This is a genomic window from Billgrantia bachuensis, assembly GCF_011742165.1.
Taxonomy (GTDB): domain Bacteria; phylum Pseudomonadota; class Gammaproteobacteria; order Pseudomonadales; family Halomonadaceae; genus Halomonas; species Halomonas bachuensis.
The window spans coordinates 69,475-91,401 of sequence record NZ_JAAQTO010000050.1 but is presented as its reverse complement, the minus strand read 5'-3'; the positions used below and the strand labels follow the sequence as shown (position 1 = coordinate 91,401).

The following is a 21,927-nucleotide window of genomic DNA, read 5'->3' as shown; positions in this document are numbered from 1 at the left end:
GCTGGAGCTTTCTGTGGGTACTGCTTGCGCAGGCGAAGCTGCGCCTGGAGCGGCTGCCATCCGCTCAGCGCGAACGGCTCACGCTGGTGTGTGGCTCTATACGGAACCTTATAAAGTGCTCACTCTCGGGCCTCGGCGAATGGCATCCCGAGCTGGGACGACCGACGCAAATGGCCGTTTTCAAGCGTTGAGCCATGCCGAGGCGAACGCCATGGCCGCTCATGCTAGGCCTAGGAGGCTCGCCTCATGTCGACGGCGCAGCACGAAATCCCAGGCTGCACCCGCCAGCAGCAGCAGGAAACCGGTTAACTCCACCAGTACCTGGTAGTCGATGAACAGGGCATACAGCACCAGTGCGCTGCCTCCCGCTGCCAGCAGGGTGGGCAAATAGGCACGATATCGTCGTATGCCGCTGGCCACGGCCACCAGGGTGACCAGCACGAAGCCAGTGATGGCGCCGGCCCAGAGCCCCTCGTCCAGCACCAGGTGAACGCCCAGCAGAGGCAACAGCGCAACCATTGCCAGGGTGCCATAGCAGCTCAGCAGGGCCAGCAGGAAGGCCAGCATGCCGAGCAGGCCGCGGCGATACCACAGCCGCAGCCAGCGCCGTGGATCGAGGCGTCGGCACCAGCGCTGCAACCAGTTGGGGGCGGTGCCGCCGCGACGCATGCCGATCTCGACCGAATGCGCGCCGAAGCCGGCGGCGACCTCGCGGGTCTGGGCGCTGGGGCTCAGGGCGAAATAGTCGTGGCTGCCTAACACGCTGATCTCCTCGAAACCGGCCTCCTCGAATAGCGCGATCAGCTCCTCCTTCACCGTGGCCCCTACCACGCACTCGACCCACAGGCGTGGGTCCTCGTGACAATCCACCGACACCGGGCGGTGGATTACCACATCGGCCAGCTGCACGCGCCCGTGGGGCTTGAGCACACGGAACATCTCGGCCACGGCGCGGCGCTTGTCCGGTACCAGGTTGAGGGCGCCGTTGCTGCTGATGCAGTCGATGCTGGCATCGGGCAGCGGCAGTTGCTCGGCGGAGCCCTGTACCACGCCGAGCCGATCGATGGCGTGGCGTTGGCTGGCCTGCCGGAGCCGACGCGTCATGGCCGCAGTCAGGTCGAGAGCGATGACCTGTCCTTGGGGGCCGACCAACTGGCACGCGATCAGGGCGTCGTTGCCGGCCCCGGCGCCGATGTCGAGGACCCGGTCGCCGCGGCGGATGGCTCCGGCGCGAAAGGGATAGCCGACGCCGGCGAAGGCATCGCGCACCTCGGCCGGCAGCTGCGCGAGCTGCTCGGGGGGATAGCCCAGGCGGCGGCTGGCCTCGGCGCCGACGGGGAAGTGAAAAAGTGAGGCGGGGGCGTTCGCCACGACAGTGTACATCTGCTGAACCGCTGCAAGGATCTGCGGGCGGGAGTAACCGAGAATGGCTACCATGAGGCGCTCTCCTCTCGGGTCATTGGCGGGTACCTGACTCGTCGAAGCGGTCGAGCAGGGTTCGAATGCGCTGCTGGAGTCGGGGCGGAGCCTTCACCGTGCCGGTGGCCGCCACCCTGTCCCGTAATCGTCGCTCGAACTCGGCGCGCGTAAAGCAGTCGTGGCACCGCTGCAGGTGCCATTCGATGTCGGCGGCTTGCTGCGGGTCGAGCTCCCGGTCGAGGTAGTCGAAGAGCCGCTCGATGACCTCCTCGCAGCTCAATGCTCTCGGGCTCATCTTTGCGTTCCTCCGTCTCCCTCGTGGTATACCATGCCTGCCTCCCTGGCATGCTCCCAGAGCGCCTTCTGCAATCGGCAGCGCGCCCGGTTCAATCGCGAGCGCACGGTGCCCAGCGGAACGCCGAGCAGTCTCGCGACTTCTTCATACGTATAACCCTGCACCTCGACCAGCACAATCGTCACTCGGTAGGCATCGGGAAGGGCATCCAGAGCCCGCTCCAGATCCTCCTGCAGCAGGCCATTGAAGAACTGGTCCTCCAGGCTGCCCCACCACAACAGGAAAGGCTGGTGCAGCTGCTGGAACAGCGTGAAGCTGGCGCTGTCGAGCTCGCTGGGCTCGGTGGCGTCATCTCCGCCCGGCTGTGGGCGGCAGCGCCGCCGGCGCCACTCGCTGACGAAAGTGTTGGTGAGGATATGAAACAGCCAGCCTTCGAAGCATTGGGCATCACGTAGCCGGTCGAGCTGCGTCCAGGCCTTGGTCACTGCCTCGGCCACGATGTCTTCGGCGTCGGCGGGGTTGCGGGTGAGCCGTAGCGCCGTGCCATAGAGACGGTCCATCAGCGGTGCCAGGCGCTGCTCGAACCACTCCCGCCGGCTGGCGGCTTCGTCGAAACGCATGTTGGCCCCCGTGGCGTCCCGGTAATGGACGTGTGGCTGCGGCCGTGGATGATCTAGTGAACCTGCCAACGACATGGCAACACCTCTTCGAGCATGGTCCGCTCGCTTTCGCTGGGCAAGTGGCTGGGTATGGCAGGGACGCAGCATCGACGCTTTCGGTTCCCGTCGGGAACCCTTTTGCAGAGAGTCGCGTCCTGGCGCACACGGCACCGTTCGGTGTCGTCGTGAGCAGCCAAGAGGAGAGAGACAATGACAATCACGGCAAAGCCTGCCACCGCTGGGGTGGACAAGCAGGAGCTCGAAGCACGCGTCAAGTCGATGTATCACGAGGTGGCCGAAGCGCCACACGCTGAGTTCCACTTCGAGATGGGCCGCGCCCTGGCCGAGCGGCTGGGCTACGACCCCCGCGCCCTGGATCGCATACCGGCCGCCGCCATCGACTCCTTCGCCGGCGTCGGTCATTTTCTCGATCTGGCCGCCATCCGGCCTGGCGAGACGGTGCTCGACCTGGGCAGCGGTTCCGGCATGGATAGCCTGCTGGCAGCCCTGGCGACGGGGTCCGGCGGCCAGGTGCTGGGGCTCGACATGACCGCGGCCCAGCGTGAGAAGGCCGAGCGGCTGGCACGTGAGGCGGTTTTCGGCCAAGTCACTTTCCATGCTGGTTACATCGAAGCGCCGCCGTTCGCCAATGGCAGTGTCGACGTGGTGATCAGCAATGGCGTGATCAACCTCTCGGCCGACAAGCCGAAGGTCTTCGCCGAGGCGGCGCGAGTGCTGCGGCCCGGTGGGCGCCTGGCGCTGGCCGATATCGTCACCGAGAAGCCACTGCCGGAGAGCGTTTCCTGCAACGCCACCCTGTGGGCCGCCTGCATCGGCGGTGCGTTGCAGCAGGACGACTATCGTGCAGCCATCGAGTCGGCCGGACTCGTCATCGAGACCTGGCGCGAACACCCTGAATACCGCTTCCTGACCGACTCGGCCCAGGGCGCCAGCGCCACCTACGGGGTAAAGAGTATCTCGCTACTCGCCGTCAAGCGCTGAGCGCTGCATGGTCAGCTTTACCACAATCTCAACGAAGGAAGAGTTAGCATGAAACTCCAACCAGCCACCCTGAACGCTACCCTCCTTGCCCTGGCACTGGCCGTCGCATCCGGCGGACTCTGGGCAGAAACCTATCATGGCAACGGGCACCTGCTGGGTACTCCCGACGAACTCAGTTGGGGGCCGGTCGGTTCTATGGGCGAAGGCGCCGAGATCGCCGTCATCGAGGGGGATCTCTCGGCTGAAGCGCCTTTCACCTTCCGCCTACGGATGGAGGACGGCTACGAGATCAAGCCTCACGTGCATCCCGCCTACGAGCGGGTGACGGTACTCGAGGGCACCCTGCATTTCGCTCACGGCGAGGACTTCGATCGCGAGGCGACCCAGGCCCTACCGGTGGGTGGTTACGCCATCATGTCGCCGGGCGACGCCATGTTCGGCTACGCCGAAGGGGAGACTGTCATCCAATTGCACGGCACCGGACCATGGGGCATCGAGTACATTGATCCCAACGACGATCCGCGCCAGTGAACCCGGGCCGCGCGGCGACAAGCCGCGCGGCTCCCTTGTGCCCATGCAGGGCTTTACCTGACGGTGGCCACACCTCCTGAAGCGCTACCTCGACTACAAGACGACACCGCTTTGCTTCATCATCATCTCTCTCGTAACGGGAGAGTGGTGATATGGAGCTGGAAGATGACGACCTCCACCAACAGCGATGGCTGCGAGTCACGTCCCTGCTGAAAGGGAGCGGTGCGCGCCGGGTGCTCGATCTCGGCTGTGGCTCCGGGGGGCTGCTGCAGTACCTGCTGCGCGAACCTCAGTTCGAGCAGGTGGCGGGACTGGAGCTGTCGGGAGAATTGCTGGCGCAGGCCAAGATGCGCCTGGAGCGGCTGCCTGCAGCGTGCCGTCAGCGGCTCACCCTGATCTGTGGCTCCTACGTCGAACCCCACGCTGCGCTGGTCGGCTTCGATGCCGCCGCGATGATAGAGACCATCGAGCACGTACCTCCAGGCAACCTCTCCCGGGTGGAGCGGGCCGTCTTCGGGGCGCTGCGCCCCGGCCTGCTCGTGCTGACGACTCCCAATCACGACTACAATTCACTCTTCGGGCTCGCTCCCGGCGAGTTTCGCGACCCCGACCACCGCTTCGAATGGACGCGGGACCGCTTTTGCGACTGGGCTCGGGGAGTCGCCTCTCGCAACGGCTACCGTGCCTCGCTCTCGGGCCTCGGCGAGTGGCACACCGATCTCGGTCAGCCGACGCACCTGGCCCTGTTCGAACGCAAGGAGTGAACCCTTGGGGAGAACGATGACACTTCCGTATCAGTTCACTACTTCTGCAAACAACCACTCGCGGAAGGCCCGGAGCCTTGGCAGATTGACGCACTCCGGTCGATAGACCAGGTAATAGGCCAGAGGCGAAGCGTACGCAATCTGCGGGAATAGCCGCACCAGTCGACCCGCCGCCAGGTCGTCACGTGCCATGACGCTGCGTGCCAGCGCCACGCCGTGCCCATCGATCGCTGCCTGCAAGACGGCCGCAGAGTTGTTGATCTGCATGCCGCGCCCGGTTCCGACAGCTGTCACGCCCGCCTTCTGCAACCAGGCATTCCAGGAAGGAAAGCCCGTATGACCGTCCATCGATAGATCGTGGATCAGAATCTCGCGTACCAGGTCGGTGGGTTGGAGCAGACGGCCATGCTCGCGTAGCAAGCCCGGCGAACAAACCGGATAGACCTCTTCTTCCAACAGCTTCTCTGCCACCAAACCCGGCCAGTGGCCGTGTCCGTAGCGTATGCCTGCATCGACACGCTGTGCGGCAAAATCCACCGGTTTGTGCTGAGTATCCAGGCGAACGTCCATATCGGGGCAGGCGATCTGAAAACGGTCGATTCGAGGCAGCAACCACTTGGCGGCGAAGGCCGGGCTGACCGTCATGGTGAGCACATTGCTGGCTGCCCCCTCCTTGAGCCGCTCGAGCCCCTGTGTCAGCCGGTCGAAACCCGCCCGAATGTCGGGCAGGGCGCGTTCGGTTGCCTCGGTAGGGATGAGCCGAACCTTTCCACTGCTCGCACGGTGGAATAACGACGTGCCCAGCCACTCCTCCAGGGTGCGCACAAGCTGACCGACCGCGGCAGGAGTGACGTTCAGTTCGGCGGCCGCTGCGGAAAAGCTCTGATGGCGGGCGCTGGCCTCGAAGGCGCGCAGGGCATTGAGATGTACGGGTGTTTTCATATCAGTAAAGTTTTTCTTTTAAGTCTGGACACATTATCTGGTTTGTCGGCGAAAGGAAATCGGCGAAGAATTCCCTTTGCAGACTGCAGCTTCGTGGTGGTCGGCTCCGCGGCCTGCGGCGGGTTTTCCCGGCGCAACCCATGCCAATAGATTTTCTTCTAGTAATGAGAGGTTTCACCAATGAGTCATCAATTTCAGGGCAAGAAGCTGCTGGTCGTCGGCGGTACCAGCGGGATGGGGCTGGAGACGGCCCGGAGGGTCCTCGCCGAGGGCGGCAGCGCGGTCATTCTGGGCCAGCGCCCCGACAAGGCCGAAGCGGCGCGCGAAGCGCTGTCCGTCCTGGGCCATGTCGAGGCGCTGACGGTGGATCTGGCTAGCGACGAGGGACTGGAGACACTGCTCGCGACTCTCGACGAGCGCTATCCCGACATCGACCTGCTGGTCAATGCCGCCGGCCTCTTTCTCCCCAAGCCGTTCCTGGAGCATGAGGCGGCGGACTACGACCAGTACATGCAGCTAAACAAGGCGTTCTTCTTCATCACCCAGAGGGTCGCCGCCAACCTGATCGCCAGGCAGCGTTCCGGCGCGATCGTCAACATCGGTTCCATGTGGGCCAAGCAGTCGATTGCGGCGACACCGTCATCGGCTTACTCCATGGCCAAGGCCGGCCTGCATTCGCTGACCCAGCATCTGGCGATGGAGTTGGCTTCGCAGCAGATCCGTGTCAATGCGGTGTCGCCGGCGGTAGTGGAGACGCCGATCTACGAGGGATTCATCCCCAGGGACGAGGTACACAGCGCCCTGCAAGGCTTCAATGACTTCCACCCGATCGGTCGTATCGGCACCCCTCAGGACGTTGCCGAGGTGGTCTCCTTTCTGCTGTCCGACAAGGCGAGCTGGGTCACCGGCGCGATCTGGGATGTGGACGGCGGCGTCATGGCCGGCCGAAACTGAAAGCAAGTCGTACCGCAGGGCAGGCGATGCACTTGCCATGGCATTTCAGCGCGTTAGCATGAAGGAGGATACCAACCCGTTGCGAGAGGTCGCGCATGTGGCAACAACAGGAGCTTCGACTGGCACCGCGCTCGCGCGGTTTTCACCTGATCACCGGTGAGGTGACCTCGGCGCTGGCGGAGTTGCGTGAGGTGAGGGTGGGGCTGCTGCACCTGCAGCTGCTGCACACCTCGGCCTCGCTGACCCTCAACGAGAACGCCGACCCGGACGTGCGCCACGACCTCGACGCCTTCCTGCGCGAGCGCATCCCGGGCGACCTGCCCTATTTCCGTCACACACTGGAAGGGCCCGACGACATGCCGGCCCACGTCTGTGCCAGCCTGCTCGGCACCCAGCTCACCCTGGCGGTGCGCGACGGCAAGCTGGCACTGGGTACCTGGCAGGGCATCTGGCTAGGCGAACACCGCGATCAGGGCGGGGCGCGGCGGCTGATCGCCACGCTGCAGGGAGAATAGACCGCAGTTCAGGCGGCCGGCACGGCCAGCCAGCGCTCGGCCAACTGCCTGGCTCGGGCCGGCTTACGAACGACGGCCAACTGGCACGCCTGACGCCTGACGCCGGCGCGCTTGAGCTTGAGCACCATGCGAGCCGGTATGCCGATGAAGATCAGCCCTACCTGGCGCGAGCGTAGTTCCTCGACCAGCGACTGCAGGGCGACGATCGCCGTGGCATCCAGGCTCGGCACGTCGCGCATGTCGAGCATCACCACGCGCACCTCGGGGTCCACCACCCGCAGCGACGACACGGCCTTCTCGGCGGCGCCGAAGAACAGCGGCCCGTTGACGTCGTAGAGCGCCACTTGGCGGGGCAGGTCGAGGCTGTCATCGCTACCGGGTTCGAGGCGACGGGCGTGGGTCAGGTCGGCCATGCGGCGGATGAACAGTGCCGCCGCCAGGCCGATGCCCACCGCCACCGCCAGCACCATGTCGAACACCACCGTGAGCAGGAAGCAGATCACCAGTATCGCCACGTCGCTGCCCGGCGCGCTCTTCAGGATATGGACGAAGTGGCGCGCCTCGCTCATGTTCCAGGCGATGACGAACAGCAGCGCCGCCAGTGCCGCCATCGGCACCAGGGCGAGCAGGCCGGAAAGCGCCACTACGGCCAGCAGCACCACCAGCGCATGGGCCACGGCGGCTAGTGGTGAAAACGCCCCGCTGCGTATATTCGTGGCGGTACGCGCCAGTGCCGCAGTAGCGGTGATGCCACCGAAGAAGGGCGCTGCGATATTGCCTAGACCCTGGCCGATCAACTCGGCGTTGGGGTCGTGGCGGGTGCGGGTCAGTCCATCGGCCACCACCGCACAGAGCAGCGACTCGATGGCCGCCAGCATGGCGATGGCCAGTGCCGGGCCGAGCAGCTCGCGGATCAAGGCGAAATCCACCTTGAGCGTTGTACCGTCGGCTCCGGGCAGGCGCCAGGGCAACAATGGCTCGGGAGCGAAGGGCGGAATGCCGCTGCCGGTCTGGCCCTGGTATACCCAACTGAAGCGCGAGGCGATGGTCTCGATCTCCACACCCAGTGGGGCGACAGCGAGTGCCGCCAGCGTGCCCACCGTCAGGCCGACCAGCGGCGCCGGCACCGGTAGCTTCAAGCGCGGCCACAGGATCAGTGCGGCCAGCGTGAGCAGTCCGATACCCAGCTCGGCCGGGGCCAGCGTGGGCGCGGCACGCACGATCTCCGCCAGGTTGTGCAGCGTGCTGTCGCCGAGCGCGACGCCCTCGAGGCCGAGAAAGTCGGGCAACTGCAGCAGGGCGATCACCACGGCGATGCCCGCCGTGAAGCCGAGCACTACCGGGTAGGGCACGAACTGGATCAGGTTGCCCAGCCGCGCCAGCCCCAGCGCCACCAGAATCAGCCCTGCCATCAGCGTGGCAATCAAGAGCCCGCCGAGGCCATGGCTGGCGACGATGGGGAACAGGATCACCACGAAGGCAGCGGTGGGACCTGAGATATTGAAACGCGAGCCGCCGGTCAGCGCGATGACGACTCCGGCCACGATGGCGGTATACAGCCCGTGCTGAGGCGGCACACCGGTGGCGATGGCCAGCGCCATGGAGAGCGGCACCGCGACGATGCCGAGGGTCAGGCCGGCGAGCAGGTCGCGCTTGAGCTCGGCCAGGCCATAGCCCTGACGCCAGGCGGCCAGCAGGGCGCTGCCGGGCAGGGGCGGCCGGTAGCGGGAACGGTGACGTGGGCGGGACATGGCGATACCCGAACGAGGTGCAAGGTAGTGAGAACGTTACTCCTGCATGTTGCGTTGCCACAAGCCGGCCAAGGTCGATGAGCAAGAAAAACGGCGGCCCCCGAAGGGTGCCGCCGTGAGTGGAGCAAGAGAGTCGATCAGGCCGGGCTGGCATCCGCCGGTGGTTCGCCCACTGCGCCCGGCATGGCCTGTACGTTGCCGCCCTGGTCGGCCAGGGCCAGAAAGTGCAGGTGGCGCTCGTACTCCGAGAGCACGTCGGCGATCACCTGGCCGCGGGTGAAGCCGTTGAGGTCCTTCTCTTGGCCGCCTTCGGCCAGGTAGACATCGAGCCGCACGTAGTAGTCGTCGTCCGCCGGCAGGAAGCTCGGTGTGCGCATGCGGTGCGGGCACACTTGATAGACGAAGCTCGCCGCATTCTCCAGGTCGACCTGCAGGGTCAGGCTGGGGAGGGATTCGCCTTCCATCTGCTCCTCGGTCACGTTGGCCTCCTGGCCACGGCTCTCCAGTTCCTGGGCGAACTGGGTCAGCGCCGGGCGAATGGAATGCTCGATGGTCGCCGCGGCACCTGCACGGTTGGAGATGTCCAGGGCACGGTCGAGGCGCTCGCGCCAGTCGCCGCCCGGTGCGGTGCCGGCGATGCGACGGCGCGCCTCGGCCTTGCTTCCCTCCAGCTTGAGCGCCTTGTACATGCCCAGCATGATGGCGAATATCACCAGCGAGAAGGGCAGGGCGGTGATCACCACTGCGCTCTGCAGCGCCGCCAGGCCACCCGCCATCAGCAGCGCGACGGTTACCAGTCCGATCATTGCCGACCAGAAGATGCGCAGCTTGATCGGCGCGTCATGGTTAACGTCCGACAGGATCGAGGTGAAGTTCGCCAGTACCAGCGCACCGGAGTCTGCCGAGGTGATGAAGAACACGATGCCCAGCACGGTGACGACGGCCGCGGTGACGCCGGCCCAAGGATAGTATTCGAGCAGCGTGTACATGGTGGTCTGCGGCGTGTTCAGCGCCTGCTCACCGAGTTCGGCGACGCCCTGGTTGGCCACCAGTTCGATACCGCTGTTACCGAATACCGACATCCACACCATCATGAAGGCCAGCGGTATGCCCAGCGCCCCGGCGACGAACTGGCGTATGGTGCGGCCGCGCGAGATGCGGGCCAGGAACAGGCCGACGAACGGCGTCCAGGCGATCCACCAGCCCCAGAAGAAGATTGTCCACCACATCTTCCACTCGTTGGCCTCTTCGCCGGCGAAGGCGTAGGTATCGAAGCTCTTGGCGACGAAGCTGGAAAAGTAATCGCCAGCATTGTTCACCGCCATGTCGAGCAGTTGCAGGGTGTGGCCCTGGAACAGCACGAACAGCAGCAAGGCCAGCGCCAGCAGCATGTTGAACTCCGACAGCCGGCGAATGCCCTTCTCCACGCCACTGATTACCGAAATGGTGGCGAGCACGACCACCAGCACGATCAGGATGACCTGCACCGAGAGGCTCTCGGGCACGTCGAACATGTAGGCCAGGCCGTAGTTGAGCTGCATCACGCCGATACCGAGGCTGGTGGCGATGCCGAACACGGTGGAGATTACTGCAGTGATGTCTACGGCATTGCCGATAGGGCCGTGGATGCGCTTTCCGAGCAGCGGGTAGAGCGCGCTGCGGATGGCCAGCGGCAGGCGATGACGGTAGCTGAAGTAGGCCAGTGCCATGCCCATCAGCACGTAGAGCCCCCAACCGGAAAGCCCCCAGTGCAGGAAGGTCTGGACCACGGCGGCGCGCATCGCCTCCTGGCTTTCGGGCGCCAGGTCCGGCGGTGCCAGGTAGTGGGCCACCGGCTCGGCGACGCTGAAGAACAGCAGGTCGATGCCGATGCCGGCGGCGAACAGCATTGCCGCCCAGGACAGTGTCGAGAACTCCGGCCGCGAATGGTCAGGACCGAGACGGATGCTGCCGTAGCGTGACAGGCCGATGGCGACCACGAAGACGAGGTAGGCGACCACGGCGAGCATGTAGTACCAGCCGAAGGTTGCGCTGACCCAGGCCAGGCCGGCGTCGAAGAAGGCGCCGGCCTCTTCGGTGAAGGTCATGGTGAGGACGAGAAACACCAGAATGCCAGCCACCGAGCCGTGGAACACCACGGGGTTGAGCCGATCGCGTCGCTCGGTAAGGGGTAGGTTACGCGCCATGCAGGCGAACTCCTTTCAGAGGTGAGTGACCCTTCCCGCCTATTCCTTGCCGAGACGCGCTGAGGATTGTTCCTCACAATCGAAAGCACGCCTGAAGATTACCCAATGTTTCAGACCTGACGCAGCCATGTACTGCCATGGGGCTCGAAGCCGCATGTGCCAACGGGAGAGTCAGGGCTGACGACTCCGGCGGGAAGCCGTTCCTTGTTTTATTGAATGAACGTTCAAATAAAATACGCCCTTTGCCCCTGCCCTTCAACCCTGCGTTAACAGATTTGGCAAGAACGTTAATTGAACATAGGAAGCGGTGCTTGCGCCTGCGGTTACCCCAGCTATACCTGATATAACCGACTGCACCTATGGGAAGGGGAGCACGCTGAGGCAGCACTGGCAGGGAGGCTTCGGGATGACTGCGAGATCGGCCTGTGCCGGTCCGGGCAGCCAGAAGTACAACGACAATATTTTCTGGAGAATCCGATGGTCCAAGACAAGAATACGGCCAAGGCCGAAGGGCAGGTCGCCAGCGACAGCAAGTCCACCGATACCTCGCGCCGCCGCTTTCTCACCGGTTCGGCCGCTGCGGTGGGGGCGGGTGCGGCGGCGGCGGTGGGCTTTCCCAGCATTGCCGTGGCTCAGACCACCACGCTGCGCTTCCAGAGCACCTGGCCCAACCAGGACATCTTTCACGAGTTCGCCGCCGACTACGTACGCATCGTCAACGAGATGTCGGGCGGGCGGCTGCGCCTGAACCTGCTGCCTGCCGGCGCCGTGGTGGGTGCGCTGCAACTGCAGGATGCGGTAATCTCCGGGGCGCTCGACGGTGGGCACGGGGTCTGCGCCTACTGGTACGGCAAGCACAAGGCCTACTCGCTGTTCGGCACGCCGCCACCCTTCGGCTGGGACGCCAACCAGTTCCTCGCCTGGTACTGGACCGGTGGTGGGATGGAGCTGTATGCGGAGCTGCTCGAGATGCTCGAACTGCCGCTGGTCGGTTATCTCACCGGTCCCATGCCGACCCAGGCGCTGGGCTGGTTCAAGGAGCCCATCAGTGGCGCCGAGGATCTGCAAGGGCTCAAGTATCGCACCGTGGGCCTGGCGGCCGACCTGATGCGCGAATTCGGCGCCGCGGTGACCATCATGGGCGGCGGCGACATCGTGCCGGCCATGGACCGTGGCCTGCTCGACGGCGCCGAGTTCAACAACCCCTCCTCGGACCGCCTGCTCGGCTTTCCCGACGTCAGCAAGACTTGGATGCTGCGCAGCTATCATCAGGACTGCGAATCCTTCGAGATCATCTACAACAAGGACAAGCACGACAGCCTACCGGAGGAGTTCCAGGCAATCCTGCAGTACGCCGCCAAGGCCGCCTCGTCGGAAATGTACTGGAAGGCCATGGAACGCTATCCGCGCGACCTGCAGGCCATGCGCGAGCAGCAAGGGGTGCAGACCTACATCACGCCCGATTCGGTGCTCCAGGCCCAGCTCGATGCGTGGAACACGGTGATCGAGAACGAATCCCAGGATCCCTTCTTCAAGAAGGTCATCGACCATCAGCGCGAGTACTGTGAACGCGTGGTCGGCTGGCATCTCGAGGGCACGGCGCCCAAGGTGCCGGCATATCGCCACTTCTTCGGCAAGGAGCCGACCGACACCTCCACCATCCTGTGAGCCGCCGGGCCTGCCGGGCCCGGTCAGCCAGCTGTCCCCGGTGCAGGAAGCCGCCGGGTTTCGTGTCCGTCCTGCGCCGCCCCGGTGGGTGGCGCAGGAAGGTGAGAGGTGATCATGCGTTTCGTGTTCTTCATCGACCATCTCAGCACGTGGGTGGGCAAGGCCTTCGCCTGGGCGATCCTTATCCTGACCTTCGTGGTGAGCTATGAAGTCTTCATGCGCTATGCCCTGGGGTCGCCGACCACCTGGGCCTACGACACCAGCTACATGCTCTACGGCACGCTGTTCATGATGAGCGGGGCCTATGCGTTGGCCCACAACGCCCACGTGAGGGCCGACGTAGTGTCGCGCTACTTCTCGCCACGCTGGCAGGCGGGAATCGAACTGGCGCTCTACCTACTGTTCTTCTATCCAGGCATCCTGGCGCTGGTGTGGAGCGGCTGGGATTTCTTCGCCGTCTCTTTCCGCCAGAACGAGCACAGCTCCTTTACCCCCGGTGGTCCTCCCATCTGGCCCTACAAGTTCGTGATACCCGCCTGCGCTTCCTTTCTGGCGATCCAGGGGCTGGCCGAGGTGGCACGCTGCTTTCTGTGCCTCAGGCATGGCAAGTGGCCGCGACGGCTGGAAGACGTCGAGGAGATCGAGATCCCCGTCAACAAGGAGGCCGAAATCAAGGCCGCCCAGCAAGAGCCAGGAGACAAGCAGCCATGAGCGAGCCGGAAATCGGAATCCTGATGCTGGGCATGCTGGTCATCCTGATCATGCTCGGCTTCCCCATCGCCTTCACGCTGATCGCCATGGGGATCGGCTTCGGCTACTTCGCCATCGGCGACATCATCTTCCCGCTGCTGGTACAGCGGGCCTACGGCGTCATGTCCAACGACGTACTGATCGCCGTGCCGCTGTTCCTGTTCATGGGCTACATGGTCGAAAGAGCCAACATTCTCGACCGTCTGTTCGGCAGCCTGCAGCTCGCCGCGCGTGGCATGCCGGCTTCGCTGGCAGTGGCCAGCCTGATCACCTGCGCGCTGTTCGCCACCGCCACCGGTATCGTCGGTGCGGTGGTGACGCTGATGGGGCTGCTGGCGCTGCCGGCGATGCTCAATGCCGGCTACGACAAACGCCTGTCGAGCGGGGTGATCTGTGCCGGGGGCTGTCTCGGCATCCTGATTCCGCCGAGCATCATGCTGATCCTCTACGGCGCGATGGCGGGCGTCTCGGTGGTGCGACTGTATGCGGCGGCGCTGCTTCCGGGCCTGCTGCTGGCGGGGCTTTACATTCTCTACGTGATGGGGCGAGCGATGATCAATCCCAAGCTCGCGCCCAAGCTGTCGGATGAGAAGCTCGACGTGCCGCTGGGCGAAGTCTATTGGGGGCTGCTGACCTCGTTCGTGCCGCTGTTCGTGCTGATCATGGCGGTGCTCGGCGCCATTCTCTTCGGCCTGGCCACGCCCCACGAGGCGGCGGGCATCGGCGCGCTGGGCGCCATGGTACTGGCGGCGGCGTACCGGCAGATGACCTGGCAGCGGCTGAAGGAGGCGGTTTTCCTTACCGCGCGCACCAGTGCCATGGTGTGCTGGTTGTTCGTCGGTTCGTGGATCTTCTCCTCGGTGTTTTCGTTGCTTGACGGTCACACTCTGATCGAGCACTGGATCAGCGGATTGTCGCTGACGCCGCTGCAGTTCCTGCTGCTGGCGCAGTTGATGATCTTCCTGCTGGGCTGGCCGCTGGAGTGGACCGAAATCATCATCATCTTCGTGCCGATCTTCTTGCCGCTGTTGCACATGTTCGGCATCGACCCGCTGTTCTTCGGCGTGCTGGTGGCGCTCAACATCCAGACCTCGTTCCTCACGCCGCCCATGGCGATGTCGGCCTTCTACCTCAAGGGCATCGCGCCCAAGGGAATAGAGCTGGGCGACATCTTCATCGGTATCGCCCCGTTCCTGTTGATGGTATTCGTGGCCATGTTCATTCTCTATATGGTGCCGGGTATCGTGTTCTGGCTGCCGGGAGTGCTCTACAACTGAGGCACGAGGCAAGGTGGCCACGAAACGCATCGGGCCCGGCGCAATGCCGGGCCCGATGCCGTAGCTAAGTGTGCAGAATCAACCGCGATGATGCGCTCCGCGATGCCCGCCATGCCCCTTGGCGTGACGGGGCTGCATGAAGGCCTCGAGGGCGGCGATCTGCTCATCGGTCAGCACCTCGCCGAGGGCATCCCGGTGCTCGTCGCGCAGCGACTGCCACGCTTCGCGGCGCTCCTCGCGGGAATCGAACTGCTGGCCGCGAAGTTCCTGCATGTCGGCGTACAGAGATTCGCGCAGCTCGGTGAGCCGTTCACGTTCCGCATCGGAGAGTTCCCAGCTGTCGACCAGGGTGGTCAAGCGCTCCTGCATGTCCTGGAGACGCTCATCGCGGCGTTCTCCCTGCCTCTCCTGGCGCATTTCGCGCTTGGCCTCACGCAGGGCTTCGCGCTGTTCTTCGTCGAGGATCTCGTCCATGCGTTCGCGGTGCCGCTCGTGCAATTCGCGCATGGCCTGATAATGCTCGTCGTGGGCTTCTTCCAGGGCGCTGCGGGTCTCCTCGTCGAGTCCGGCGCGCTCGAACATGGCCTGGCGGCGCTCCTCGAAGCGCTCGTGGCGCTGTTCGTGCCAGCCGCCGTCGCTTTGGGCCGGGAAGGCGATGGCCGCCAGTGACATGGGCGCGATGGCCACGGCGAGCAGGGCGGGAATCAGCAGGTTGCGGTTGACGTCGAAACGCATGGGGGCACTCCTTGGCTTGGGTTGATGCTCGCAGTGTCGTACGCCCTTGTGCAACCAACTTGCAGCAATCGTGAAAGAAGCAAGGTCACTCCTCGGGCTGGTACTTGTAACCGACGCCGTAAACCGAACGGATGATCTCGCGCTCGGGCCAGACGTCGGCAATCTTGCGCCTCAGCTTCTTGACGTGGCTATCGACGGTACGCTCGGAGACGATGCGGTGGTCGCGATACATGCGATCCATCAACTGGTCGCGGGTAAAGATGCGCCCGGGCGCCTGCATCATCACCTTGAGAAGCTGGTATTCCACCGCGGTGAGTCCCAGGTCCAGGCCGTCGGCCAGCGCCCGCCAGCCCTCGTCGTCGAGTGCGAGCTGGCTGCCGTTGACCGAGTTGGGGTCGCGCAGCGCCTGGCTGCGCCGCAACACCGCCTTGACCCGGGCCACGACCTCTCGTGGGCTGAACGGTTTGCAGATGTAGTCGTCGGCACCGAGCTCCAAGCCCAGCAGGCGGTCCACTTCCTCGACCCGTGCGGTGAGCATGATGATTGCCACACTGGGCCAACGCTGGCGAATCTCACGGCACAGCGTGAGTCCGTCGATGCCGGGCAGCATCAGGTCTAGCAGCACCAACGCCGGCAACTGCTCGTCGACATGCTGCTTCTGCAGCCAGGGCAGGACCTGATCGCCGTGGTCGATATGCTGGGTGGCGAAGCCGCTGCCCTCCAGGTAGTCGGCGACCAGGCGCGCGATCTTGGGTTCGTCCTCGACGATCAGCAGGGTGTCACGTGGGGTTTCGGAATCTTGCATGGGCGCCTTTCCTCATGAGGTCCGTTCTTCGGCATCCAGAGCTGGAAAATCGAGGGTCCAGCATAACCCACCCAGGGACGAGGGGGAGGCTTGCATGGTGCCGCCGTGGCTCTTGACCAAGGCACTGGCGATGGAGAGACCCAGGCCGCTGCCGCCGCTGGCGCGGCTGCGCGAGCCCTCGACGCGGTAGAGCCGCTCGGTGAGACGGCCAAGTGCGGTTTCGGGCACCCCCGGCGGGCTGTCTTGCCAGACCACCCGCACCCGGTTCGACTCCTGGACCAGGCGGACCTCGAGCAGCCCCGGCGAGGTGGTGTAGGCGCAGCTGTTATCGAGCAGGTTGGTCCATAGCTGGCGCAGGCGTGGGGCATCGCCACGGATCCAGGCCGGCCCGTTGATCGAGGTGGACAGGGCCATGCCGCAATCGTCGAGCCAGCCACGGGCTTCCTCGAGACGCGAGGTGAGGCTCGCCGCCAGGTCGAGCGGCGCCAGTAGGACCTCGAGCGCTCCGGCGTCGCTTTGGGAGAGCAGGCGCAGGTCGGCCACCAGCCGCTCGAGCTGGCCTACCTCCTGCGACAGCGAACGCAAGTTGTCCTGGTTGAGCTGACGGATACCGTCCTGCATGGCCTCGATCTCGCCGCGCAGCACTGCCAGCGGGGTGCGCAGCTCGTGGGCGATATCCGAGACCCAGCGGTTACGTGCCTCTCGGCTGGCTTCCAGGGTGGCTGCCAGCATGTTGAAATCGCGAGCCAGGCGCGAGAGCTCGTCGCGGCCGCGCTCCGACAGCCGGGCGCTGTAGTCGCCTTCGATCAGGCTGCGAGTGGCGAGTGCCATGCTGCGCGTGCGTCGCCCTAACCACCAGGCCAGACCGCCGGCCAGTAGCAGCGAGGCCAGGCCCAGGGCGGCGACGATGATGCCCAGGTTGCGCTGCTGGCGAGACAGAAAGATGCGATCCATTCGCGCCATCAACTGCTGCGGTGGGCGATAACCGAGGGTGCCGACCCGCTGCCCCTGGTACTCGATGGGCAGCCAATGCAGCTCGGCCGCCATTTCGTGATCGTCCGGGGGCAGGCCGATTACCGGCAGGCCTTCGGCATCGTGTAATACGAAGTCTCGGGCATCGCCCAGGCGGCGCTCGATGCCGTGGGGCGGACGTTCGCCGGGCCACAGCTGCTGGCGCACCAGGCGCTCCCAGGCCGGCGGCGAGTCGCGCAGCCACTGCCAGCCATCACGGCGCGCCCACTCCTGTCCCAGGCCTTCGGCCAGCGTCTCGGCGCGGTTGGCCTGGGTGGTTTCGAGATACTCGAGGAAGCCACGATCGAGGCTGCGCGATACCGCCAGGAACACCAGCCCGGCGATCAATACATTGACCGACAGTATGATGACGAACAACTTGACGCCCAGGTGCGAGAAGGGCGGGCGGGGGAAGCGTAACCTCATCGAGTCGGCTCCTGGGCAGGGTGAGCGTTGGTCGGGTGTCCCCATCGTTGCGCAGGCCTTCCAGCATCGGACAGAGGCAGGGTACCAGTACCGGCAGGGTCAGGGTGGCAAACAGCAGGCCGAAACCCAGCGGGATGGCCACGGATCGTCAAGTGGGCGCGGTGACTGATGGGCCAGCATCGCGCAAGGCGATGCAGCCAATGGTCACGAAACGTGCAAGCAGTGTGCAAGCGAGGCCGATAGAGAGCTCAGGGGCAGGTCTCGCCCAGAATCAGCTCGGTACCCAGCAGGCGTGAGTGACCCGGCTCCAGTCCGAGGATCATGCGTGCCGCCAGGCGGCCCTTCTCGCCGCTCTCCTGGCGTACCGTGGTCAGGCGCGGTGCCCGGTACTGACCCTCGGCAATGCCGTCGAAGCCGATCAGGCTGATGTCCTCGGGAATGCGCAGGCCGCGGCTTTCGGCCAGAGTCAGCGCGGTCAGGGCGATGCGGTCGGACATGCACAGCAGCAGGTCGGGGCGTTCGCCATCGGGCAAGTCGAGGATCTCCTCGACCACCGGGGCACACACCTCGAAGGTGTTCTCCTCGACGTTCCACATCGGCACCCGCTCGGCCTCGAAACCATGCTGGGCCAGGGCGCGATGAAAACCGGACAGGCGTGAACGGGTAATGGTGAGTTCGGCCGGCAGCAGGGTGTAATCGGGGTCGATGCGGCCGTTGCAGGGTTCGCGCGTGAGGCGCAGGTTGACGATGGCCGGGCGTTGGCGGGGGATGGCCGTCAAGGCGCGGTCGGCGATCTCGAAGCAGGCCGGCTCGTTGTCGACGTGTACCGAAGGATGTCCCGACACGTTGAAATCGACCGCCACCAGGGAGGCGTTGAGCGGCAGTGAGTCGAACAGCTCGTCGGAGGGCATCAGTCCGTAGACGATGAAACCGTCGGCCATGCTCGCCGAGTCGACTATCTGGCATTTGGCCTGGCGTGCGGAGAGCAGCAGCAGGGTATGACCCTGGGTATCGAGCACCTCGGCTACGCCCGAGAGGAACTCGCTGGAGACGGCGTCGTTGAGGCTGTAGGTGAGGCTTTCGGCCAGAATCACCGCGATGATGCGCGAGCGTCCGGTACGCAGGCTGCGGGCCTTGGCGTCGGGGCCGCGATAGCCCAGTCGCTTGGCCTCGGCGAGGATGCGTTCTCGCAGGTTGGGCGAGAGCTGGTCCGGCCGGTTGAAGGCGTTGGACACGGTGGCGGTGGAGACGCCGAGCTCGCGAGCCAGATCCTTGAGGGTGATGCGGCGGACCGGTGGCGACACGTTTCTTTTCCTGCTAATGAGTATGCTCTCAAGGATACCGTCCCGGACGTGGCCGGGACAGTCCCGCCACCTGTTTTAACGACGCTGGCGCGGCGTCAGGCCGCGGCACGTGCCGCCTTGGCCGGCAGCGCCCGGTCGTCGGCGTCGAACAGATGGACGTGTTCCGGGTCGGGATCCAGCGCCACGCGCTGGCCGATCGACCATGGGGAGGGAGCCTCGCTGCGCTGGATCAACAGGGTGTCGCCCTGCTTGGGTTCGAGATAGACGTACACCTCGTTGCCCAGGTATTCGACGTTGACGATCTCGAAGCCCTCGCTGCCCTGGGCTGCGGTCAAGCGTAGATGCTCGGGGCGTATGCCCAGCGTCAGGCCATCCCCCTGGGCATGGCCCGAGGCGTCCTGGGGCAAGGCCAGCTCGGCCAGTCCGGCGGCGTCGACCCGGCAACCCTCGGCATCGGCACCGAGCAGCCGTGCGGGCAGGAAGTTCATCGTCGGCGAGCCGATGAAGCCGGCAACGAACCTTGTCGCCGGGCGCTGGTAGAGCTCCTGGGGAGTGCCGACCTGTTCCACGCGACCGCCATTGAGCACCACGATCTTGTCGGCCAGTGTCATCGCCTCGACCTGGTCGTGAGTGACGTAGATCATGGTCGAGCCGAGCCGCTTGTGCAGGCGCGCGATCTCGTTGCGCATCTGCACCCGCAGCGAGGCGTCGAGGTTGGAGAGTGGCTCGTCGAATAGCAGGATGCGCGGTTCGCGGGCCATGGCGCGGCCCATGGCGACGCGCTGTCGCTGGCCCCCGGAGAGGGCCTTGGGTTTGCGCTCGAGCAGCTCCCCGAGCTGCAGGATGCGGGCCGTCGACATGACTCGCTCGTGCACGGTTTCCTTGGCGGTCTTGGCCAGCTTGAGGCCGAAGGCCATGTTCTCGTACACCGTCATGTGCGGGTAGAGGGCATAGGACTGGAACACCATGCCCACGCCGCGCTCCCGCGGCGGCAGCTCATTGACCACCTGGTCGCCGATGGTGAGCTCGCCGTCGCTGATCGACTCCAGCCCGGCAATCAGGCGCAGCAGTGTGGACTTGCCGCAGCCCGAGGGGCCGACGAAGACCACGAACTCGCCTGCGCCGATCGCCAGGTCCACATCCTTGATGATATGGGTGTTGCCGAAGACCTTGTTGATTCTGTCGAGGGTGACGCTTGCCATTTGACCCATCCTCGGCCGTTTACGGCCGGTCGTTGTTGTACAGAGTTCTTGAGACCAAGCCTAGAGGCGGAAGTACGCCGCCTGATAGGGCGGCAGATGCAGCGTGCCGCCGCTGACCTCGTACTGGAAGCCGTGTTGCTGCAACGCTTCGCGCGCCTCGGGCAGCGTGGCGGTCTGGGGTTGTCCGGTGAGATTGAAGACGCACAGCAGCCTGTCGCTGCCCCGCTGGCGGGTGAAGGCGACCAGCGCTTCGCCCAGCTCGAGCAGCGTCATGTCGCCGTCGAACAGTGCCGGGTGCTGGTTGCGGAAGCGCAGCAGGCGGCGGGTGGCGTTGAGCATCGACTCGGGATCGTCCTGCTGGCGAGCCACCGACAGCGGCAGATGCGCTTCGGCCACCGGCAGCCAGGGCTCGATGGGTGAGAAACCGGCCAGCGGCGTATCGTCCCAGGGCATCGGCGTGCGGCAGCCGTCGCGGCCCTTGAAATCGGGCCACAGCGGCAGGCCGTAGGGGTCCTGGATGCGCTCGAAGGGCACGTCGGCCTCGGGCAGGCCGAGCTCTTCGCCCTGATAGAGGCACACGCTGCCGCGCAGCGAGAACAGCAGCGCCAGCGCCACCCGGGGATAGGCGAAGGCGCACTCCTCGCTGCCCCAGCGAGTGGCGCTGCGTACCACATCGTGGTTGGACAGCGCCCAGCACGGCCAGGCATCGCCGGCGAACTGCTGGAAACGCTGCAGTACGCCACGAATGTACTCCGGCGAGCGAGGTGAGTTGAGCAGGTCGAAGGTATAGGCCATGTGCAGCTTGTCGCCACCGGAGGTGTATTCGGCCATGCGTTCCAGCGGGGTGTCGTCGCCGATTTCGCCCACCGTGGTGGTACCGGTGTACTCATCCATCAGTCTGCGCAGTTCGCGCAGGAACTCGACGTTCTCGGGCCGGCTGATGTCGTATACATGACGCTGCCAGGTGTAGGGGTTTTCCTTGGGTGCGCCTAGGGTGCGGGTGGCGTCGATGGTCAGCGCCGGGTTGCTGCGCAGGTGCTGGTCGTGGAAATAGAAGTTGACTGTGTCGAGGCGGAAGCCGTCGACCCCCAGATCCAGCCAGAAGCGCATGTTATCGAGCTGGGCGGCGCGCACCTCGGGGTTGTGAAAGTTGAGGTCCGGCTGGCTCGAAAGGAAATTGTGCAGGTAATACTGCTGGCGCCGGCTGTCGAAGGTCCACGCCGGCCCGCCGAAGATCGACAGCCAGTTGTTGGGCGGCGTGCCGTCCGGGTTGGGGTCGGCCCACACGTACCAATCGGTCCGCGGGTTGGTGCGGTTCATGCGGCTCTCCTGGAACCAGGGGTGCTGGTCCGAGGTGTGGCTGATCACCTGGTCGATGATTACCTTGAGGCCGAGTGCATGGGCACGATCCAGCAGCGTCCTGAAATCCTCGAGTGTGCCGAACAGCGGGTCGACGTCGCGGTAATCGCTGATGTCGTAGCCGAAGTCGCGCATCGGCGAAGTAAAGAAAGGCGACAGCCAGATGCCGTCCACGCCCAGCGAGGCGACGTAGTCGAGGCGCTCGGTGACGCCCGGCAGGTCGCCGACGCCGTCGCCGCTGCTGTCCATGAAGCTGCGCGGGTAGATCTGGTAGATGACGCCGCCGCGCCACCAGAAAGTGTTGTCTTGCATGAGAATCCCTTGTTCAAACTGCGATCGAAGCGTTTCAACGAGTGCGAGGCCGCAGCCGCG

20 protein-coding genes are annotated in these 21,927 nt (G+C 65.0%); 8 read left to right on the top strand and 12 right to left on the bottom strand.

Annotated features, from left to right (window positions below; all coding sequences use genetic code 11):
- Nucleotides 1-219 precede the first annotated feature (219 nt).
- Genes HBJ55_RS17855 through HBJ55_RS17845 form a run of 3 tightly spaced genes read right to left on the bottom strand, consistent with a single transcriptional unit; the run spans nucleotide 220 to nucleotide 2,334 of the window.
- Nucleotides 220-1,437, bottom strand: a complete 1,218-nt coding sequence (locus HBJ55_RS17855; protein WP_167118146.1) for a MerC family mercury resistance protein — start codon at nucleotides 1,435-1,437, stop codon at nucleotides 220-222.
- A 19-nt stretch (nucleotides 1,438-1,456) separates the two neighbouring features.
- Complete coding sequence (locus tag HBJ55_RS17850) at nucleotides 1,457-1,714, bottom strand: anti-sigma factor family protein (RefSeq protein ID WP_167118143.1); 258 nt, start codon at nucleotides 1,712-1,714, stop codon at nucleotides 1,457-1,459.
- Entirely contained in the window at nucleotides 1,711-2,334 is a 624-nt protein-coding gene (locus HBJ55_RS17845) for a sigma-70 family RNA polymerase sigma factor (RefSeq protein ID WP_206022743.1), read from the bottom strand. The genes HBJ55_RS17850 and HBJ55_RS17845 overlap by 4 nt, the downstream gene beginning before the upstream one ends.
- Before the next feature lie 249 nt (nucleotides 2,335-2,583).
- Here HBJ55_RS17845 and HBJ55_RS17840 point away from each other — a divergent pair, with 249 nt between their 5' ends.
- From HBJ55_RS17840 to HBJ55_RS17830, 3 genes are all read left to right on the top strand, one after another.
- A complete protein-coding gene (locus HBJ55_RS17840; protein ID WP_167118140.1) occupies nucleotides 2,584-3,375 on the top strand; it encodes a methyltransferase domain-containing protein in 792 nt (263 codons plus the stop codon).
- 48 nt (nucleotides 3,376-3,423) lie between these two features.
- The gene (locus HBJ55_RS17835; RefSeq protein ID WP_167118136.1) at nucleotides 3,424-3,906 is read left to right on the top strand and encodes a cupin domain-containing protein; all 483 of its coding nucleotides are present in this window, start codon (nucleotides 3,424-3,426) and stop codon (nucleotides 3,904-3,906) included.
- Between the two features lie 152 nt (nucleotides 3,907-4,058).
- Nucleotides 4,059-4,670 (top strand): methyltransferase domain-containing protein, encoded by a 612-nt coding sequence (locus tag HBJ55_RS17830; RefSeq protein ID WP_167118133.1) that lies wholly within the window; start codon nucleotides 4,059-4,061, stop codon nucleotides 4,668-4,670.
- Nucleotides 4,671-4,700: 30 nt separating this feature from the next.
- Here HBJ55_RS17830 and gcvA read toward each other — a convergent pair whose 3' ends face one another.
- Nucleotides 4,701-5,612: a transcriptional regulator GcvA gene (gene gcvA / locus HBJ55_RS17825; RefSeq protein WP_167118130.1), complete on the bottom strand. Its 912-nt coding sequence runs from the start codon at nucleotides 5,610-5,612 to the stop codon at nucleotides 4,701-4,703.
- Nucleotides 5,613-5,792: 180 nt separating this feature from the next.
- On the opposite strand from gcvA, the gene HBJ55_RS17820 reads away from it, so the two are divergent.
- Complete coding sequence (locus tag HBJ55_RS17820) at nucleotides 5,793-6,566, top strand: SDR family NAD(P)-dependent oxidoreductase (protein ID WP_167118126.1); 774 nt, start codon at nucleotides 5,793-5,795, stop codon at nucleotides 6,564-6,566.
- A gap of 95 nt (nucleotides 6,567-6,661) precedes the next feature.
- Entirely contained in the window at nucleotides 6,662-7,081 is a 420-nt protein-coding gene (locus HBJ55_RS17815; protein ID WP_167118123.1) for a secondary thiamine-phosphate synthase enzyme YjbQ, read from the top strand.
- Nucleotides 7,082-7,089: 8 nt separating this feature from the next.
- Here HBJ55_RS17815 and dauA read toward each other — a convergent pair whose 3' ends face one another.
- Nucleotides 7,090-8,832: a C4-dicarboxylic acid transporter DauA gene (dauA, locus tag HBJ55_RS17810; protein ID WP_167118120.1), complete on the bottom strand. Its 1,743-nt coding sequence runs from the start codon at nucleotides 8,830-8,832 to the stop codon at nucleotides 7,090-7,092.
- Between the two features lie 137 nt (nucleotides 8,833-8,969).
- Nucleotides 8,970-11,018: a choline BCCT transporter BetT gene (gene betT, locus HBJ55_RS17805; RefSeq protein WP_167118115.1), complete on the bottom strand. Its 2,049-nt coding sequence runs from the start codon at nucleotides 11,016-11,018 to the stop codon at nucleotides 8,970-8,972.
- Nucleotides 11,019-11,495: 477 nt separating this feature from the next.
- Between betT and HBJ55_RS17800 the strand changes: the two genes are divergently transcribed.
- The 3 genes from HBJ55_RS17800 to HBJ55_RS17790 all read left to right on the top strand — a co-directional run bounded on the left by HBJ55_RS17800 (nucleotide 11,496) and on the right by HBJ55_RS17790 (nucleotide 14,713).
- A complete protein-coding gene (locus HBJ55_RS17800; RefSeq protein WP_167118112.1) occupies nucleotides 11,496-12,686 on the top strand; it encodes a TRAP transporter substrate-binding protein in 1,191 nt (396 codons plus the stop codon).
- 114 nt (nucleotides 12,687-12,800) lie between these two features.
- Nucleotides 12,801-13,397 (top strand): TRAP transporter small permease subunit, encoded by a 597-nt coding sequence (locus HBJ55_RS17795; protein ID WP_167118109.1) that lies wholly within the window; start codon nucleotides 12,801-12,803, stop codon nucleotides 13,395-13,397.
- Nucleotides 13,394-14,713 (top strand): TRAP transporter large permease, encoded by a 1,320-nt coding sequence (locus tag HBJ55_RS17790; protein WP_167118106.1) that lies wholly within the window; start codon nucleotides 13,394-13,396, stop codon nucleotides 14,711-14,713. Before HBJ55_RS17795 ends, HBJ55_RS17790 begins: the two co-directional genes overlap by 4 nt.
- Before the next feature lie 78 nt (nucleotides 14,714-14,791).
- Here the strand turns inward: HBJ55_RS17790 and HBJ55_RS22305 are convergent, their stop codons facing one another.
- The 6 genes from HBJ55_RS22305 to HBJ55_RS17760 all read right to left on the bottom strand — a co-directional run bounded on the left by HBJ55_RS22305 (nucleotide 14,792) and on the right by HBJ55_RS17760 (nucleotide 21,867).
- Nucleotides 14,792-15,448: a hypothetical protein gene (locus tag HBJ55_RS22305; RefSeq protein ID WP_206022742.1), complete on the bottom strand. Its 657-nt coding sequence runs from the start codon at nucleotides 15,446-15,448 to the stop codon at nucleotides 14,792-14,794.
- Nucleotides 15,449-15,533: 85 nt separating this feature from the next.
- Entirely contained in the window at nucleotides 15,534-16,253 is a 720-nt protein-coding gene (locus HBJ55_RS17780; RefSeq protein ID WP_167118103.1) for a response regulator, read from the bottom strand.
- A 12-nt stretch (nucleotides 16,254-16,265) separates the two neighbouring features.
- Nucleotides 16,266-17,690, bottom strand: a complete 1,425-nt coding sequence (locus HBJ55_RS17775) for an ATP-binding protein (RefSeq protein WP_167118100.1) — start codon at nucleotides 17,688-17,690, stop codon at nucleotides 16,266-16,268.
- 248 nt (nucleotides 17,691-17,938) lie between these two features.
- Nucleotides 17,939-18,994, bottom strand: coding sequence for a LacI family DNA-binding transcriptional regulator (locus HBJ55_RS17770; RefSeq protein ID WP_338072042.1), 1,056 nt, complete (start codon nucleotides 18,992-18,994; stop codon nucleotides 17,939-17,941).
- Nucleotides 18,995-19,089: 95 nt separating this feature from the next.
- A complete protein-coding gene (locus tag HBJ55_RS17765; protein WP_167118097.1) occupies nucleotides 19,090-20,196 on the bottom strand; it encodes an ABC transporter ATP-binding protein in 1,107 nt (368 codons plus the stop codon).
- Nucleotides 20,197-20,256: 60 nt separating this feature from the next.
- The gene (locus HBJ55_RS17760; protein ID WP_167118094.1) at nucleotides 20,257-21,867 is read right to left on the bottom strand and encodes an alpha-glucosidase family protein; all 1,611 of its coding nucleotides are present in this window, start codon (nucleotides 21,865-21,867) and stop codon (nucleotides 20,257-20,259) included.
- Between the last annotated feature and the right edge of the window lie 60 nt (nucleotides 21,868-21,927).